Annotated in this window: 18 protein-coding genes; 4 read left to right on the top strand and 14 right to left on the bottom strand. The window is 48.8% G+C overall.

The genetic code is table 11. The features are described from left to right. Positions 1–148 precede the first annotated feature (148 nt). The 3 genes from HZY94_RS07885 to HZY94_RS07875 are packed head-to-tail and all read right to left on the bottom strand — an operon-like array spanning position 149 to position 3,833. Positions 149–2,404, bottom strand: coding sequence for a DNA internalization-related competence protein ComEC/Rec2 (locus HZY94_RS07885; RefSeq protein ID WP_179925730.1), 2,256 nt, complete (start codon positions 2,402–2,404; stop codon positions 149–151). Positions 2,405–2,414: 10 nt separating this feature from the next. Then, positions 2,415–3,053, bottom strand: coding sequence for a helix-hairpin-helix domain-containing protein (locus HZY94_RS07880; protein WP_179925729.1), 639 nt, complete (start codon positions 3,051–3,053; stop codon positions 2,415–2,417). Between the two features lie 42 nt (positions 3,054–3,095). Next, positions 3,096–3,833 carry a lysophospholipid acyltransferase family protein gene (locus tag HZY94_RS07875; protein ID WP_179925728.1) on the bottom strand — a complete coding sequence of 246 codons (738 nt, stop codon included), beginning with the start codon at positions 3,831–3,833 and terminating at the stop codon, positions 3,096–3,098. 270 nt (positions 3,834–4,103) lie between these two features. Here HZY94_RS07875 and HZY94_RS07870 point away from each other — a divergent pair, with 270 nt between their 5' ends. The 4 genes from HZY94_RS07870 to HZY94_RS07855 all read left to right on the top strand — a co-directional run bounded on the left by HZY94_RS07870 (position 4,104) and on the right by HZY94_RS07855 (position 8,438). Continuing rightward, positions 4,104–6,458, top strand: a complete 2,355-nt coding sequence (locus tag HZY94_RS07870) for an HAD-IC family P-type ATPase (RefSeq protein WP_179925727.1) — start codon at positions 4,104–4,106, stop codon at positions 6,456–6,458. 117 nt (positions 6,459–6,575) lie between these two features. Then, positions 6,576–7,364, top strand: coding sequence for a glutathione-dependent disulfide-bond oxidoreductase (gene yghU / locus HZY94_RS07865; protein ID WP_179925726.1), 789 nt, complete (start codon positions 6,576–6,578; stop codon positions 7,362–7,364). A 68-nt stretch (positions 7,365–7,432) separates the two neighbouring features. Further along, positions 7,433–8,179 carry a tRNA1(Val) (adenine(37)-N6)-methyltransferase gene (locus tag HZY94_RS07860; protein WP_179925725.1) on the top strand — a complete coding sequence of 249 codons (747 nt, stop codon included), beginning with the start codon at positions 7,433–7,435 and terminating at the stop codon, positions 8,177–8,179. After that, entirely contained in the window at positions 8,166–8,438 is a 273-nt protein-coding gene (locus HZY94_RS07855) for a GIY-YIG nuclease family protein (RefSeq protein WP_179925724.1), read from the top strand. Before HZY94_RS07860 ends, HZY94_RS07855 begins: the two co-directional genes overlap by 14 nt. Positions 8,439–8,465: 27 nt before the next feature. Here the strand turns inward: HZY94_RS07855 and HZY94_RS07850 are convergent, their stop codons facing one another. The 11 genes from HZY94_RS07850 to ybeY form a co-directional block, all read right to left on the bottom strand. Next, positions 8,466–9,092 carry an NAD(P)-dependent oxidoreductase gene (locus HZY94_RS07850; RefSeq protein ID WP_179925723.1) on the bottom strand — a complete coding sequence of 209 codons (627 nt, stop codon included), beginning with the start codon at positions 9,090–9,092 and terminating at the stop codon, positions 8,466–8,468. A 105-nt stretch (positions 9,093–9,197) separates the two neighbouring features. Continuing rightward, positions 9,198–9,653, bottom strand: coding sequence for an Rrf2 family transcriptional regulator (locus HZY94_RS07845; protein WP_179925722.1), 456 nt, complete (start codon positions 9,651–9,653; stop codon positions 9,198–9,200). Between the two features lie 9 nt (positions 9,654–9,662). Continuing rightward, positions 9,663–10,130: an SsrA-binding protein SmpB gene (gene smpB / locus HZY94_RS07840; protein WP_160333259.1), complete on the bottom strand. Its 468-nt coding sequence runs from the start codon at positions 10,128–10,130 to the stop codon at positions 9,663–9,665. Beyond that, positions 10,093–12,372 carry a ribonuclease R gene (gene rnr, locus HZY94_RS07835; RefSeq protein ID WP_179925721.1) on the bottom strand — a complete coding sequence of 760 codons (2,280 nt, stop codon included), beginning with the start codon at positions 12,370–12,372 and terminating at the stop codon, positions 10,093–10,095. The genes smpB and rnr overlap by 38 nt, the downstream gene beginning before the upstream one ends. 68 nt (positions 12,373–12,440) lie before the next feature. Then, positions 12,441–12,674: a preprotein translocase subunit SecG gene (gene secG / locus HZY94_RS07830; RefSeq protein ID WP_160333257.1), complete on the bottom strand. Its 234-nt coding sequence runs from the start codon at positions 12,672–12,674 to the stop codon at positions 12,441–12,443. 63 nt (positions 12,675–12,737) lie between these two features. Then, positions 12,738–12,887: a 50S ribosomal protein L33 gene (gene rpmG, locus HZY94_RS07825; RefSeq protein WP_160333256.1), complete on the bottom strand. Its 150-nt coding sequence runs from the start codon at positions 12,885–12,887 to the stop codon at positions 12,738–12,740. A gap of 9 nt (positions 12,888–12,896) precedes the next feature. Continuing rightward, entirely contained in the window at positions 12,897–13,520 is a 624-nt protein-coding gene (gene coaE, locus HZY94_RS07820) for a dephospho-CoA kinase (protein ID WP_179925720.1), read from the bottom strand. After that, on the bottom strand, positions 13,517–14,338 hold the full coding sequence (gene mutM / locus HZY94_RS07815) for a DNA-formamidopyrimidine glycosylase (RefSeq protein ID WP_179925719.1): 822 nt from the start codon (positions 14,336–14,338) through the stop codon (positions 13,517–13,519). Before mutM ends, coaE begins: the two co-directional genes overlap by 4 nt. Further along, positions 14,338–15,237 (bottom strand): GTPase Era, encoded by a 900-nt coding sequence (gene era / locus HZY94_RS07810; protein WP_160333254.1) that lies wholly within the window; start codon positions 15,235–15,237, stop codon positions 14,338–14,340. Before era ends, mutM begins: the two co-directional genes overlap by 1 nt. A gap of 15 nt (positions 15,238–15,252) precedes the next feature. After that, positions 15,253–15,648 (bottom strand): diacylglycerol kinase family protein, encoded by a 396-nt coding sequence (locus HZY94_RS07805; protein ID WP_160333253.1) that lies wholly within the window; start codon positions 15,646–15,648, stop codon positions 15,253–15,255. After that, the gene (gene ybeY / locus HZY94_RS07800; RefSeq protein WP_179925718.1) at positions 15,632–16,123 is read right to left on the bottom strand and encodes an rRNA maturation RNase YbeY; all 492 of its coding nucleotides are present in this window, start codon (positions 16,121–16,123) and stop codon (positions 15,632–15,634) included. The genes HZY94_RS07805 and ybeY overlap by 17 nt, the downstream gene beginning before the upstream one ends. Between the last annotated feature and the right edge of the window lie 224 nt (positions 16,124–16,347).

Genomic DNA, 16,347 nt, shown 5'->3' with positions numbered 1-16,347 from the left:
GTACGTTCTTATGGCCAATAACCTCCTCAAATATGGGAAGAGGAGTACCTAAAAAGAAAAGGAGAGACTCATTTCAACGAATGAATCTCTCCTTTTTATACTTTACGGGACTTTTTGTCCCAAGCTCGTTTTTCTTGCGCTTCTAAATCTACCTCCAGGGTGGCCTGTTGGTAACCGTTTCCAGTTGCCAATTCCACCAGCCGTAGAAACGGATGGCGCCATCCTGATCGGTCCGGTACCAGGGGATCCCCCTTTCCCGGAGTCGTTCCAGGGTCTCCTCGTGGGGATGGTGGTAACGATTATCCTGACCAGCTGAGATAAGAGCCAGGCTGGGATGAACGTGGTCTAAAAATTCTGGGGTCGAGGAGCCCTTGCTGCCGTGGTGGCCGAGTTTGAGGACGTCGACTGGGAGGTCAGGATAGGCTTTCAGCACTACCTCTTCCCCCTCTTTTTCCAAGTCTCCTGTAAATAGAAAACGTGTCTGATAAAACTGGCCGTAGAGAACCAAGGAATCATTGTTGTCTCCCTGGCCCTCTTCCAAGGGATACAAGGCTTGGAGTTGGCTATCAAACAGAGGCCAAGTCTGGCCGGCTTCAACAAGGTGAATCTGGGCTTGGCTGGCCTGTAATTTTTCTAAAAAGCCAGGTTTGTTGAGGCTCCCTGGGCTGACATAGATATGGGAGATGGGAATGGCCTGATCAACCACTAACAGATCGCCTACATGGTCGGCATCTGGGTGGGTCAAAAACACCTGATCTAGATGATCAATCCCCCTGGATTTGAGGTAGGGAATCAAGCGATAGTCAGCATTGGCTTTTTCAGCTTGTTTGGACTTGGGACCAAAACTGACCTTACCACCAACATCAATCAGAGCCTGACGGCCCTGCCAATCTCTGAGAAAAATACTATCGCCCTGACCAATATTCACAATAGTGATTTCATTGATCGGGGGATATTTGGTCAAATATAGACCGATTAAAAACAGGGACAGGCAAAGGGAAGTCTTTCTTTTGTGGGACCGTAGGTCCCACATCAAGGCCAGGCAGACCAGTAAAAATAAAAAGAGGGGCAGAGAGGGCTGACCGAGAATAAGGGGGCCGGGTAAATGCGCTTGTCCCTTTTGCAAGAGTTCGTCCAAGCCTTGTAAAAAGACATTCACTTCTTCTCCTTTTGTCAAAGGAACCAAGGCAAGCAGGGCTAAAAAAAGCGGTAACAGCAGGCGGTCAAACAACAGGGACAAGACAACCGTCAAGAAAATCCCCAAGGGTTGGTACTCACTGAAAAAGAGACTGAGGATGGGTAGGCTGGCCAGGGCTAGGATGAGGGCTTGTTTCCAGCCACTGGCCAAGCGACGGTCTTGGGCTAAAAGCTGCAGAATAAAGGTGAAGAAAAGAGACAAGAGAGCGCCTATATCTTGAAAATACTGGGGGGCAAAGGTAGCTATCAGTAGAATCAGGCTCCAAAACTGTTGCATTCCTCTTAGACCCAATAAGGCCAGCTGTTGCTGCGCTAGGGCGCGTAAGACAGAAGGACTCCAACCGGTCAGGCCAGCATAGACAACGGTAAAAAACCATTGCAGCTGATTGAGGCTCTCCTTGGTTAGTCCGAATCGGGCCAAACAGCGGCGGTAAAGTTTGGTAAAAAAGGCAACCTGCATGCCAGAAAGGGCAAAGAGATGGAAAATCCCCAGCTGGCGATAGACCTGACCTCGCTCCGCAAAACTGGCCGGCAAATAGCCCAGAAGCAAACCAGTCATGTAAGAAGCCAGTTCTGTAGGATAGGTCGCTTGGAGCCAATAAATCCAAGTCGCCCGCCAGATGCTGAGCTGATCGATGGGATTCCAAGACTTTTGCCAGCTCACTGCTTCGATCTGCTGAATCTTTAAGGTATGATAAATCCCTTGATTGGCTAGATAGGCCTGGTAGTCAAAACCGCCAAAATTCTCCTGGCCCCGTGCCTGTCCTAGTTGGCCTGCAATACTCACAAGAGGTAGACCGGAGCCCCTTTGCAAATAGGTTAGATCCTCTCCTTCGCGCAGGCGATAGTGAAAGCGATAGAGATGACCTTCCCATTTGGCCAGTCCTTTGAGGCTATCAGCTTCATACACCAAGCTATCAGGGAGTAGCAAGACCTGAGCAGGAGCCTCGACTTCTGCTGCCGCCTTCTGGTGAGCAGCATCCAGGCGTCCCTGCCAACTGATGGCTAAAATCAAGAGAGCCAAGGCGGTCCCCAGAAAGGCTTTCCGTCCCTGGTTGCGATAAAGGAAGCAAGCAGCCAGGAACCAGAGAACCAGGAGCAAGGGATGACCAGTCCACCAACTGTAATAGGATAAAGCTGCTAAAAAAGCTAAATGAGACAGGAATAACTGCTGGGATAGGTCTTGCAGAATCTGTTTAAAAGCCATCTGCCGACTCCTAATCAATTTGGACGTGATCCTTGATTTTTTCCAAGGTTTTCTCACCAATCCCCGACACCTGTTTCAAATCGTCAATGGTTTTGAAACCACCATTTTGGTCGCGAAAGGTTAGGATGTCTTCAGCGCGTTTCTTGCCGATTCCGGGAATTTTTTGCAAGTCTTCAGCACTGGCCTGGTTGAGCTTGATTTTACCGGAGTCAGCCGTGCTGGCAGCAGGAGACCCAACCGGTCCAGCCGAGCCCGTCGCCGCAACTGCTGGCGCTTCTCCTTGGCGGGGGACATAGACAATAGCCTCGTCTTTGAGCAGTTGGGCCAAGTTAAGCCCATTGGGATCGGCCTCAGATGTCAGTCCCCCCGCCTTTTGAATCGCTGTCTGAGCACGCGCCGGACTTGTCAATTCATAAACCCCCGGCTTCTGCACAGCCCCCTTGACATCCACTGTGATCTTCCCACTCTCGGTCCCTACCTGCGATGAGGCACTGCTACTTGGTGTCGGCTTCGTTGTCGACACCAAGGGAGCGCTGGCTTGGGGCTGGACTTCCGGTGTCAGCTGTTTGTAGATCAAAAAAGCCACTACTCCCAGAACCAGGAGCAGTGGCAAGACATTTTGGCGAAGCAGTTCTTTCCAATTGTGCATGAGCATTCCTCCTACTTTTTTATTCGGAGAAAAAAGAAAAAACTAATCCACATCAAGATTTGGTTGGTAGACAAAAGAGGCAATCCAGCTAAAGAGGACCGTCAAAAGAATCAATACGATGACTAGTAGTAACACCACTAGGCGGATGGGCAGGAGCAACCAAGTTAAGAGGCTGCGTTTTTGTGGTTGAATCTCAGCTTCCAGCTGCTGGAAAGAGGCTTGGATCCGTTCAGCCACACGGTTAACACCATCCGCATTCATCCGTTTGATGTCGCTAATGTCCAGGCTGTCTCCGATCCGAATGGTGACCGGCTCGCCCTTCAAGAGGCCGCCAATACTTGTCGGACCTTGGTAAAAGGCCGGTACAATCGGCACCTTGGCTGTTTTGGCAATGACCGCAACACCACCCTTGAGCTCTGAAGAATGACGAGAGCCCGATGGGAAAAGCATGAGTGAAAAACTACTTTTGCGCAACATCCGCACAGGATACTTGAGGACTTCTTGGCTGGGATTTTCCCGATCGACTGGGAAGGCGCCACACATCCGAATCCACCAGCCCAGCACACGGTTCTTAAACAACTCCTGCTTGGCCATGATGATAAAGCGTTTGGGCCGAGCCGCAAAGGCTAGGTAAACAGGATCCCAGAGCGTTTTGTGGGGGGCTACTAGCACATAGTTGCTCTCGGGATCGGGTAATTTGTCAAGATTTTCATAGCGCGTGGGTCCATTCACAGCCCATAACAAAAGGGCTACCAGACTTCGCAGATAGGCATAAAACATAGTCTTTGCTCTCTAAAACGTAAACAATCAGCCTGCTGATTGAGAAAGAACGAGAATTTCCTTTCTTAAGCTACCAGCACGAATCCTCTGACAAGAAGAGACTGGCACGAGTTCCCTCAGATTCTATCCACCTTACGTTTTGCTTTCTGTGGATAGCTCATCTTCCTAATTATTTTAGAGGATTTTAGGGAACCTTTTTTTGACATTATACCCCAAGCTTTTACAGCACGCAAATAGTATTTTTGTAACAAATCTGATAAGATAGGAGGTATGGATAAGAAAGAACAATTGATTGGACTAACGCAAGTCCAAGTTGACGAGCGCCTGGCGCGCAACCAAGTCAACCAGTTTAACGCCGATGCTTCGACCAGCACTTGGGACATTATTAAAAGAAATGTTTTCACCCTCTTTAATGCCCTAAACTTTGCCATTGCGCTGGCCTTGATGGCTGTTCAAGCCTGGTCCAACCTGGTCTTCTTTGCAGTCATCTGCTTTAACGCCTTCTCGGGAATCGTCACAGAGTTACGGGCCAAGCACATGATCGATAAACTCAACCTGCTCAATAAAGAGCAAGTCCAAGTCTATCGCGATGGCCAATTAACCGCTATCGATTCAGAAGAATTAGTCCTCGATGATGTAATCCTGCTGGCAGCAGGTGAGCAGGTCCCTAGTGATGCCCAGGTCCTCACAGGGATGGCTGAAGCCAATGAAGCCATGTTGACAGGAGAAAGTGACCTTGTTCCAAAAAACATCGGCGACGAATTGCTCTCTGGCTCCTTCCTAGCCTCCGGCCAGGTTCAGGCACAAATCATTCGTGTCGGAGCTGACAACTATGCAGCCAAATTGATGACCGAAGCCAAGGTGGTCAAACCAATCAACTCCAAAATCTTAGCCGAGTTGAACAAGATCGCCAACTTCACCGGAAAAATCATTATTCCCTTTGGACTGATTCTCTTCTTGGAAGCCTTTGTCATGAAGATGCTGCCGCTAAAAGATTCAGTGGTCAATACCTCTACTGCCCTCTTGGGCATGCTGCCAAAAGGGATTGCTCTTTTAACCATCACCTCCCTCCTAACAGCCGTGATCAAGCTTGGGATGCGCAAGGTCTTGGTTCAGGAAATGTATTCCGTTGAAACCCTGGCGCGTGTGGACACCCTCTGTTTAGACAAAACAGGGACCATCACCGAAGGGAAAATGACCGTTGAAGACTTGGAAATCCTCTCCGAAGACCGCTCCCGCCAAGAGATTTTAGAAAACCTAGCCCACTACATGAGCCATTCCGAGGATAAAAACCCAACCTCACGGGCCATTCGCCAATTTGTTACAGAACCAGCAAACCCCGCTCAATTGGTCGCAACCATTCCTTTCTCTAGCGACCGCAAATGGGGAGCCATTCAGTTTGCCGAACAGGGAAGTTTCTACTTGGGCGCAACCGACTTCTTGATCAGCGGTACCAATGATTTTATCCAGGCAGCCCAAGAACGGGGATCACGTGTTCTTGCCTTTGCCTGGAGTCCAGATGACCTCAACCTCGAACAGCCGGCTCTACCGGACAACCTTGAGGCACTGACTGTTTTGGAAATCTCAGATCCCGTTCGTGAAGGAGCTGCTGCAACCCTCGAGTATCTCCGATCCCAAAATGTTGATCTGAAGATTATTTCTGGAGACAACCCCGTTACTGTCTCCAATGTAGCTGCCAAAGCTGGCTTCCACAACTATGATCAATACCTAGACTGTTCTAAGGTTACCGATGAAGAGTTAGAAGCAGCCGTAGCCCAAACAGCTATCTTTGGCCGCGTCTCCCCTCATCAGAAACGATTGATTATTCAGACCCTCAAGGCTGCTGGGCATACCACTGCCATGACTGGAGACGGGGTCAATGACATTCTCGCTCTCCGCGAGGCTGACTGTTCCATCGTTATGGCCGAAGGAGATCCAGCAACCCGGCAGATTGCCAATCTGGTTCTCCTCAACTCCGACTTTAACGACGTCCCTGAAATCCTATTTGAAGGTCGCCGCGTGGTCAACAATATTGGGCTCATCGCGCCAATCTTCTTTATCAAGACCATCTATTCCTTTGTCTTGAGCTTAATCTGTATGGCAACCATCCTCTTCTTCCGGGCTGATTGGATTATGATTTTCCCATTCATCCCAATCCAGATCACCCTGGTTGACCAATTTGTCGAAGGCTTCCCACCATTTGTCTTGACCTTTGAACGCAACATCAAGCCAGTCGAACCTCATTTCCTCAAGAAATCCATGTTCCTGGCACTACCTAACGCGGTTATGATTATTGTATCGGTCCTCTTTAGCCAGATTTACGGCAGCATTGTTGGTTGGTCTAGCATGGAAATTGCAACCCTGTCCTACTACCTGCTCGGAACCATTTCCTTCCTAGCTGTTATCCGGGCCTGCCTCCCACTCAACCTCTGGCGTGTAGGTTTGATCCTCTGGTCTGTTGGAGGTTTCTTCCTCTCAGCCCACTTCCTCAAAGGACTCTTGCATATCGGTAGCCTAACAGCCAACACCTGGCCAGTCTACCTGGTTCTTGCGACAATCTTTACACTGATTTTCATCCTCTTCTCCAAACGCTACTATCCAAAAGATATGATGGCAACTAGCTAAGGAGATAATAGACAAACAGCTGTGCGGGATTCGCACAGCTGTTTTGTGCCGTAGTAAAAACTTGAAATGGTCCCTTGAATCTGATAGCATAACAGTAGCACAAACAAGGAGAAAGTTATGTCTCAATACAAAGTACCTGAAATCTGGGAAAACCCTGCCAACCTCGGAGGAGCCTGGGGTGGGCTCAACCAACCTACAGCTGGAAGTCGGTTTGAGCAGACCTTGCCAAAGGGAGAGAAGCCCTTCCAACTCTACTCGCTTTCAACGCCAAACGGTATTAAAGCCCTCATCATGTTTGAAGAGCTCCGAGAGTTAGGGATTGCTGAGGCTGATTACGATGCCTTCCGGATTAAGATTGGCGATGGCGATCAATTTGGTTCCGATTTTGTCAGCATTAATCCTAACTCCAAAATCCCAGCCCTGCTCGATCTATCCGGTGACAAACCAGTGCGCGTGTTTGAATCTGCCAATATCCTGCTCTATCTAGCTGAAAAATTCGATCAGTTCCTACCAACAGATCCTGCCGACCGTAATGAAGTCCTCAACTGGCTCTTCTGGCAAACTGGGGCTGCTCCCTTCCTAGGCGGAGGCTTCGGCCATTTCTTCCACTATGCACCGGAAAAGATTGAATATGCCATTAACCGCTTTGCTATGGAAGCCAAACGCCAGTTGGATCTGCTCGACAAAGAGTTAGCCACCAAGCCTTATATCGCCGGTGACAGCTACAGCATCGCTGACATCGCTATCTGGTCCTGGTATGGCCGTCTCGCCCAAGATAAGATCTGGGACAAGGCCGGCCACTTCCTCAATGTAGGGGAGTACCAGAACCTCCAAGCCTGGACCGCAAAAATCGCACAACGACCAGCCGTCCAGCGCGCCCTCGAAGTCAACTACCAAGAAATTTAAGAACTCTCAACAGGCAACCGAATCCATTCGGTTGCCTGATTTCTTTGACAAAATGCTATAATGGTTTTATGTGTAAAATTGAATTGCTTCCGGGGGAACGGCTGGATCAGTTGTTCACGAGTCCGGTAAAAATTATCCAAAATCGTGAAGTCTTCTCCTACTCCATCGACAGTGTCCTACTGTCGCGCTTCCCCAAATTGCCTAAGAAAGGGAAAATCCTCGACCTCTGCGCTGGCAATGGCGCTGTCGGCCTCTTTGCCAGCCAGCATACCAAGGCCTCTATTCTCTTGGTCGAAATCCAAGAACGGCTGGCGGATATGGCCCAACGGTCGGTTCACTTGAATCACTTGGAGCAGCAGGTTGAAGTCTGGAATATGGATTTAAAAGACCTGCCCCAAAAGCTACCAGCCAGCCAGGTCGATTTGATTCTCTGCAACCCTCCCTATTTCAAGGCCAGCGAAACCTCTAACAAAAACCTGAGCCCCCACTACCTCTTGGCCCGCCATGAAATTACCACCAATCTGGAAGAGATTTGTGCCGTTGCCCAGAAGGTTCTCAAATCCAATGGGAGACTGGCCTTGGTCCACCGCCCGGATCGATTACTAGACATTTTAAATACACTCCAGGCCCACAAATTAGCACCCAAGCGCCTCCAATTTGTTTACCCCAAAGAAAACCGCGAAGCCAATATGATCTTAATTGAGGCAATCAAGGATGGTTCCACGGATGGCTTAAAAATCTTCCCACCGCTCTACATTCACGAGGAAGACGGCTCCTACCGGCCTGAAATTCAGGAGATTTATGGACGCGGGTAAGGACTGTATCTACGTGGTTCGTTGCCGGGACAACAGCCTCTACACCGGCTACACCAATCATCTGGAACGCCGGATCAAGCAGCACAATGCAGGCAAGGGAGCCAAATACACACGCGCCAGACGCCCCGTCACCCTGGTCTACACCCAACCCTATCCGGATAAAAGCCAGGCCCTAAGAGCAGAAGCAGCATTCAAAAAACTCAGCAAGGCGCAAAAAGAAGCCCTTATCGAAGACTATCAAAAAGGCTTGAATTCCTAGGAATTCAAGCCTTTTTGATATATGTGATTACCAGCGTACGGACAAGCGTGTCTGTGCATAGCTCCCATCTTCAATTAAATCAACCATGGCTTTGGCATAATCTGCATAGGAAATCTGACTCTTGCCCTCTGCATCGGTTGTAAAGACTTCCCCTTCAAGAACATAGCTGCCCTTGGCAGGTGCTTCAGCATCGAAATCAGCTGCTGGACTGAGATAGACCCAGTCAACATTCTGGCTTGTACGTAAGAAATCCAAGCCAACCTTCATGGCCAAGGCTAGGGGTTTGAAGGCTTCCGGGAATCCGTCTCTTTCCGCCAAGGTTAGGCCACCCACTTCTGTTAGATAGAGGGAGCCAGCCCCTCCCACGACATAAAAAGGAATTCCTGTATTTTCAAGCACAGAAACCATATGTTCTAGAGTTTTAGTGTGCAAAGGAAGAAGGGGCTCCGCAAAGGCTCCAAAGGCTGTCACGACAGCATCAAAACCTTGCAGGTCTGCTCGCGTCACATCTAAAATATCCTTCTCAATCACAGCCTGAGCCTGACTTTTGTTCTCTGAACGGACAAGGGCTGTCACCTCATGTCCTCGTTTGACGGCTTCTTTCACAATTTCCTGACCAGCTTGGCCATTGGCTGCAAGTACGGCAATTTTCATAGGGAATCTCTCCTGTAACTTTTTTTGTTACAACCAGTATACTCGAAGACTGCCAACCTGTCAAACAAAAAGACTAGAAACAAGAAAAAGGCCAGGATTTTCTCCTTAGCCTTTGGTTGCACCTGCTTCACCTGCACTCTTTTCTTGACTGGTTTTCAAAATATCTGCCAGGCTCTGGTGTTTCAGGGGCGCTTCCATTGCTGCCTGGACCTCTTGCAGGTGGTGGTCCAAGACCCCGTGAATGGTTCGGCCGACTTCACATTGGGGGTTGGGGGTCTCATGGTAGCGAAAAAGCTGATCCGCTCCAATGCCTCCGGTTGCCTGGTAAATCTCAAATAACGAAATCGCTGCCGGTTCACGTCCTAGCTCAATCCCAGCCAGACCTTGCCGTGTTTGGATCAATTGGGCCTTTCGAAGTTGCGACATCACCTTCCGTACAATCACCGGATTGACCCCAACACTAGCTGCCAGACTCTCACTGGTCAGGATTTCTGCTTCCTCTTGTAGAGCCACCAAAACCAAGATATGAACCCCGATACTAAAACGATTGGAAATCTGCATAGGCCACTCCTAACGGCGATTGAAACTCTTCATCTGCCGGTCAATATCGCGATTTTGCTCCCGGCGTTTGATGGACTCCCGCTTGTCATAATCTTTTTTCCCCTTGGCCAAGCCCAGAAGTAGTTTGGCATAGCCATCCTTGAGGTAAACCTTAAGCGGAACCAGGGTCATCCCCGTCCCCTTAATCTCCTGCTCCAACTTACTGATCTGCTTTTTATGTAGCAAGAGCTTTCTACGGCGTTCCGGATCCTGGTTCCAGATATTGCCCTCCTCATAGGGAGCAATATGCACATTGCTTAACCAGACTTCGCCATTTTTAATTTGAGCAAAGCCATCCTTGAGCGTAATCCGGGCCGCCCGAACGCTCTTAATTTCCGTTCCCGTCAAAACCATGCCCGCTTCAATTGTATCAACGATGGTATAGTCGTGACGCGCCTTTTTATTTTGAGCGACGACCTTTCCCTCTCCTTTGGCCATGACGACCTCCTTTTTTGACTTGTTTTTTGTAAAATGCTTGGGGCTGTTGTCGTTTTTTCCTGCGCTCGCCTTGCGAGCGCTTTTTCGAAGCAGACGGCCTCTTCTCCACCTGGCCACCGGCTAGGTAGGCGAAATCGATTTCTCCCGTCTCCTTATCGGCCCTCTCAACCCGAATGCGAATCGGCTGTCCCACTCTGAAGGTTGTCCCGCTCCGCTCTCCACGCAGGGACAGGCTCCGTTCATCAAAATGGTAGAACTCAGGTAGGTTGGTCACATGAATCAAGCCCTCGACCGTATTGGGCAGCTCAACAAAAAGACCAAATTTCACCACGGAAGCAATCACTCCCTCAAACTCCTGCCCCACAAAGTCGGACATAAATTCGGCCTTCTTCATGGACTCTACAAAACGCTCAGCATCAATCGCCCGCCGCTCCCGGTTGGAAGACTGACTGGCAATGGCTGGTAAAATTTCTTGAAAATGACCGGCTTTTTCGGAACTCTTCCGATAGTCCCGCATCATGCGGTGAACCATCAAGTCCGGATAGCGCCGAATGGGACTGGTAAAGTGGGTGTAGAAAGGTGCTGCTAAGCCATAGTGACCATCATGATTGTGCTCTGAATAACGTGCCTGCTGCATGCTCCGCAAGAGCATCATCGAGAGCACTTCCTCGTAGACCTGCCCTTTAGCGGCAGCCATGATATCTTGGAGCGATGCCTGGGTCATCTTGGCAGCCGTACCATAGACCCGCAAACCAAAGCTAGACGTGAAATCAATAAATTTCTGCAATTTCTCCGCCTTAGGATCTTCGTGAATCCGGTAGATAAAAGGCAGGTCCTTCTGGTGGAAATGCTCCGCAACGGTTTCATTGGCCACAAGCATAAAGGACTCAATCATCCGTTCAGCTAGCCCCCGTTGACGAAGCACAATATCTACTGGTTTCCCCTTGGCGTTCACGAGGATTTTCGCTTCATTGGTATCAAAATTCAAAGCCCCCCGCTGAACCCGCATGTTTTCTAGGATTCTATGCAGGTCGACCATGGCCTCCACCGATTCCAGTAATTCGGGATAGGCTTCCACCACTTCTTGTTGCCCCGCAATCATGGCATTGACATCTGAATAGGTCATTCGCTGGCTGGTTTTAATAACTGTTTCCGCCAACTGGTAGCGCACCACCTTACCCTGACGATTAATTTCCATAATCGCTGACTGGGTCAGACGATCCACTTGTGGGTTCAGGGAACAAATCCCATTCGACAAACGCTCTGGCAACATGGGAACCACCCGGTCCGTCACATAAACAGAGGTACCCCGCTCCAAGGCTTCCCGATCCAGGGCAGACCCTTCCTTGACATAATAAGACACATCCGCAATATGGACACCCAATTCAAAGTTCCCACCTGCTAGGCGTTTGATATGCACCGCATCATCCAAGTCCTTGGCATCAGCACCATCAATGGTAAAGGTCAATTCGGAACGCAAATCCAAGCGTCCTTCCATATCTGCTGGACTAGGAGCATCCGGAATCGCCTCGGCCTCGGCTAAAACGGCCGCCGGGAAGGTCGAGACAATATCTAAGGACTCCAGAACCTCCAAGACATCAATTCCCGTGTCGTCCACATGACCCACAATCTCCACCAAGTCCGCTAAGAAGAAGTTCTTTTTCTTACTTGGGTATTGGCGAATTTCCAGCTTGACCACTTCCGTACCAGTCAACTGAAAAGCGCCTGGCTGAATGTAGATAGGCTGGCTAATTTTTTGGTTCCGGGAACGGACATAGGCTGGGTATTGGGACTTACCTTCTTCTAGAACAACCTTCCCCACAACCTGTGTCAGGGAATGCTCCAAGATCTCCACAATCTTACCTTCCGCCGAAGTTCCCTTCATGCGGTCAGCAACCTGGACAATTTCTACCAGAACCCGATCGCCATCAATCGCCTGATTGACAAAGTCCCGACCAATAAAGACATCCGGTTCTGCCTCATCAATCGTGACAAAACCAAACCCTGATTTATGGGCATGAAAGACCCCTTCCAGCTTAGGAACACGGGCTTTTTTCTTAGCTTCCTTCCAAACAATCGTTCCCTGATCCGTAAAGCCCACCTTCCCCTGAGCCTCCAAACGGGAAATTTCCTTGACCAGATTGGTAAATCCCTTGGCGTTCTTGATTCCCAAGGAATCCCCTAACTGATCGACTGACATTGGCCCAGACTCTTTCACCAGGGCCAGAATTTGCTTTTTCATTTATACCTCTCAAAAAAAGGGCGGTTGCTCGCAAGACCTCTGGTCTTGCTCCAACTCGCCCTAAATACTTAAATACTTGATAACACGGCCAATACCAAAGCAATCGCTAGCCAGAAAAAGACTAGCACAGCAGTTGTTCGCTGCATAACGGCTTCGAATCCGCGCGCTTTTGTACGTTCAAATAGGTCACCCGCACTCGAATCAAACACGTTTGACGATTGATTCTTGGTCGGTTGCATAAAAATGACCATCACCAAAATAACAGATAGGACTAAAAATGCAGTTAATAATAATTGAAACATTGCCAAACTCCTTCAAATCCCTTCTATAGTAGCATAGTTTCCCCAACTTGTAAACCAAGGACCTTACTTCATCTCCTGATGCGTCGTGACCTGACGCTCCTTGGGACAGTACTTCAAGACCTCAATCCGATCGGGATGCGACTTGGGATTCTTACTAGTAATATAATTTTGACTGCCACACGATTGGCAACGCAATTGAATTTTAATTCTCATATACTTTTCTTACTCTTGATCCTTTGGGGAAGAAAATCGCTCCACCAAACCAAGCAAGGCCTGATCAATTTGCTGGTGCAAGTCCAACAAGCTGCCACGATTGTCAAGAATCAGACTGGCTAAGGGCCGTTTATGCTCCAAAGGCCACTGGCGCAACATCCGCTGCCGCGCCTCCTGCTCAGTCAGGCTATTGCGCCGCATCAAACGCTCCAGCTGCGTGGCCTCATCAACATCCACCAGCCAAATCAGCTCAAACCAGTCCTCATAAGCCTCCTCAAACAACAAGGGGATATCAAAAAAGACCACCTCACCTGACCTCTGAGCCTGCTCCAACTCGGCTGCCAAGGCCGTCCGAATCACGCGCCCCTGCTCCACCTTCGACCAGGCTCGAAAATCCGCATCCGTGAAAAAACGCTGGGCCAGCCTAGCACGATCTAGGCCCCCCTGATCGTTTAAAATCTCCGACCCTAAATGCGCCACCAAGAGCTTGAAGAGGGCTCCTCCTGGAGCCTGCAGATCATGGACCAACTGATCCGCATCGACAACCCGATAACCCTGTGTCCGTAAATAGTGGGTCACCTGGCTTTTGCCAGAGGCAATCCCACCCGTCAAGCCGATTACCTGAGACTTCATAGCTTTTGACACCGAGGGCAAAAATGAGTCCCTCGTCCTCCAACTTTAATTTTTTCAATCAGTCTTCCACAACGGAGACAGGGCTGGCCCTTTTGACCATAAACCTTAAGGGTTTCCTGCATGGTTCCAGCTTCTCCAAAAGCATTTTTGTAGGTCCGAATGGTTGACCCACCCCGGGCCACCCCTTCCGCCAAAACCTCGATAATGGCCTGGCGCAGACGACTGATTTTTTGAGCAGACAAACGGAAAGCCGGGGTCAAGGGATGGATCTTCGACTGCCACAAGACCTCGTCCACATAGATATTGCCTAAACCCGCCACAAGGGTTTGATCCAAAAGTAGGCTTTTTACAGGTTTCCGAGACCGCTGCAAGCCTTCCCGGAAAGGCTTCAAGGCAAAGTCCTCCTCAACTGGCTCTGGGCCTAATTTCTTAGACTGAAAATAGGCTTCTAATTGCTCCTTGGGCAAGTAATCCAGGGTCCCAAACTTGCGAACATCCTGGTAGACCAAACGGGAACCATCCTCAAAATCAAATAGCACATGCTGGTGTTTTTGCGGCTCCTGGGCCTCTGCTTGAAAGAAAAACTTCCCCTCCATCCGCAAATGGGACAAGAGTACATGACTTCCTAAATCAAAAATCAAATACTTCCCCCGTCGATCAACCTTCTGGATTTCTTGTCCCAGCAAATTATGGGCCAAGGCCTCTGCCCCGGTCCGGACCATTTTGGGATAGAGAACGGTGACCTGGGCAATCCGTTTCCCTTGCACCAATGGAGAAAGACCGCGGCGAACGGTCTCTACTTCAGGTAATTCTGGCATCAGTAATCCTTTTCTGTGTATCCAAAATCAGCAAGATCGAGTTTCTTATCCCGCCAATTTTTCTTAACCTTGACCCAGGTCTCGAGGAAGACCTTATCGCCTAACATGGTCTCGATGTCTTTCCGAGCCATGGTTCCAATTTTCTTGAGCATGGCTCCGCCTTTGCCAATTACAATCCCTTTTTGACTGGACCGCTCAACCATGATGGTAGCCTGGATATGGACTTTATCTGTTTCCTCATCCCGCTTCATGCTATCCACCACCACTGCAATCGAGTGGGGCACCTCTTCCCGTGTCAAATGTAGCACTTTTTCACGGATCATTTCAGACACCAAAAAGCGTTCTGGATGGTCTGTGATCATATCATCTGGGAAGTACTGGACGCCCTCTTCAAGGTTTTCCGATAAGACATCAATCAAGTGGGACACATTGTTCCCCTGCAGGGCAGAAATAGGAATAATCTCCTTGAAGTCCATTTGGTCTTTAAAGTCCTGGATTTGATCCAAGAGCTGCTCAGGATTGACCTTATCCAGTTTGTTCACAACTAGAATGACTGGAACCTTGGCCTGCTTAAGGCGTTCGATGATCATATCATCTCCCTTGCCCCGGGGTTCATCTGCGGGCACCATAAAGAGGACGGTGTCGACCTCTCTGAGTGTCGAATAAGCCGCATCGACCATGAAATCGCCTAGAGCCGTTTTCGGCTTATGGATCCCTGGGGTATCAATGAAGACAATTTGTTCTTCAGGGGTTGTGTAAATCCCCATGATTTTATTACGTGTCGTTTGCGCCTTATCACTCATGATGGCAATTTTTTGCCCCATCACATGATTCAAAAAGGTCGACTTCCCAACATTAGGACGACCTAAAATCGCTACAAATCCTGATTTAAAAGACATTCATTCTCCTTATTATTAAAAAAATAGATTCCAAATTTTGGGGACAAAAATAATCAGCCCCGTGATCACTGCATAGGCAGAAAAGAGCAAAACAGCTCCAGCAGCCATGTCCTTGGCATGTTTGGCCAACATCGAAAAATGATAATTAGAGGCTAGATCCACTACATTCTCAATCGCTGAATTTACAATCTCTAGGGTAATCACCATAAAAACACTCAGCAATAAAAAGAGCCACTCGATGGCTGAAACTTGAAAAATCAGCCCCGCTACAATCACGAGAATCCCTGAGACCAAATGCTTACGCATATTGGCCTCCTCCTTAAAAGCCGTGATGATCCCGGTTAGGGCAAACTCTAGACTGGAGATGAGATCCCGATTTTTCCATTTACGTTTATTACCTTGTGAGTCCATAGGCTGTCAATATCTCTTCCTGTAATCCAAACATCTCTGCTTCTTCTTGGGGAGTGTAATGGTCATAGCCGTTGATATGTAAAAAACCATGAACCGCCAAAAAGCCCATTTCTCGTTCAAATGAGTGGCCATACTCGGCAGCCTGCTCCCGCGCACGGTCTATCGAAATATAGAGCTCACCAATGTAAGTATCAAACTCATCCATCAGTCCGGCTAAATCCTCGTCCTCCAGGTCTAGATCCTCAAAGGAAATCGATTCTTCCGGCTTGTACTCCAGGCTAACAACATCAGTTGGGCGATCCATCCCTCGATATTCCAAATTGACTTGGTGAATCCGCTCATTGTCGACAAAGGTAATGGCCATTTCCTTGTCTTCCTTGTCAATCCGCTTAGCAGCTGATTGGACCAGCCGTTCAATATCCAGCATCATTTCCTCGGACACGCGTCCCGTTTCGTCCTGCATTTCAATATACATGGCAAACCCTCATTCATCTCTATTACCACTATTATAGCACATCCCCTACTTTCTGTCTGAAAATCACCTGCTGTCTCAGGATTACCATTCAGGACACCCCGACTTTATCACCTAGATTTATGAAAACTTAGCTCAAACCCTTGATAGAGCTGAGTTTTTTTGTAAAATCCAACTATTTTTCTTGTTGTATATGGTTGTGTATGGTATAATAGAGTATGGCATTT

It is taken from the genome of Streptococcus danieliae, from assembly GCF_013415245.1.
GTDB classification, from domain to species: Bacteria; Bacillota; Bacilli; order Lactobacillales; family Streptococcaceae; genus Streptococcus; species Streptococcus danieliae_A.
This window is presented reverse-complemented; position numbering and strand designations above follow the sequence as displayed.

Coding starts and splice junctions, on each gene's coding strand:
- HZY94_RS07885 (WP_179925730.1), bottom strand. CDS start 2,404: ATGGCTTTTAAACAGATTCTGCAAGACCTATCCCAGCAGTTATTCCTG.
- HZY94_RS07880 (WP_179925729.1), bottom strand. CDS start 3,053: ATGCACAATTGGAAAGAACTGCTTCGCCAAAATGTCTTGCCACTGCTC.
- HZY94_RS07875 (WP_179925728.1), bottom strand. CDS start 3,833: ATGTTTTATGCCTATCTGCGAAGTCTGGTAGCCCTTTTGTTATGGGCT.
- HZY94_RS07870 (WP_179925727.1), top strand. CDS start 4,104: ATGGATAAGAAAGAACAATTGATTGGACTAACGCAAGTCCAAGTTGAC.
- yghU (WP_179925726.1), top strand. CDS start 6,576: ATGTCTCAATACAAAGTACCTGAAATCTGGGAAAACCCTGCCAACCTC.
- HZY94_RS07860 (WP_179925725.1), top strand. CDS start 7,433: ATGTGTAAAATTGAATTGCTTCCGGGGGAACGGCTGGATCAGTTGTTC.
- HZY94_RS07855 (WP_179925724.1), top strand. CDS start 8,166: ATGGACGCGGGTAAGGACTGTATCTACGTGGTTCGTTGCCGGGACAAC.
- HZY94_RS07850 (WP_179925723.1), bottom strand. CDS start 9,092: ATGAAAATTGCCGTACTTGCAGCCAATGGCCAAGCTGGTCAGGAAATT.
- HZY94_RS07845 (WP_179925722.1), bottom strand. CDS start 9,653: ATGCAGATTTCCAATCGTTTTAGTATCGGGGTTCATATCTTGGTTTTG.
- smpB (WP_160333259.1), bottom strand. CDS start 10,130: ATGGCCAAAGGAGAGGGAAAGGTCGTCGCTCAAAATAAAAAGGCGCGT.
- rnr (WP_179925721.1), bottom strand. CDS start 12,372: ATGAAAAAGCAAATTCTGGCCCTGGTGAAAGAGTCTGGGCCAATGTCA.
- secG (WP_160333257.1), bottom strand. CDS start 12,674: ATGTTTCAATTATTATTAACTGCATTTTTAGTCCTATCTGTTATTTTG.
- rpmG (WP_160333256.1), bottom strand. CDS start 12,887: ATGAGAATTAAAATTCAATTGCGTTGCCAATCGTGTGGCAGTCAAAAT.
- coaE (WP_179925720.1), bottom strand. CDS start 13,520: ATGAAGTCTCAGGTAATCGGCTTGACGGGTGGGATTGCCTCTGGCAAA.
- mutM (WP_179925719.1), bottom strand. CDS start 14,338: ATGCCAGAATTACCTGAAGTAGAGACCGTTCGCCGCGGTCTTTCTCCA.
- era (WP_160333254.1), bottom strand. CDS start 15,237: ATGTCTTTTAAATCAGGATTTGTAGCGATTTTAGGTCGTCCTAATGTT.
- HZY94_RS07805 (WP_160333253.1), bottom strand. CDS start 15,648: ATGGACTCACAAGGTAATAAACGTAAATGGAAAAATCGGGATCTCATC.
- ybeY (WP_179925718.1), bottom strand. CDS start 16,123: ATGTATATTGAAATGCAGGACGAAACGGGACGCGTGTCCGAGGAAATG.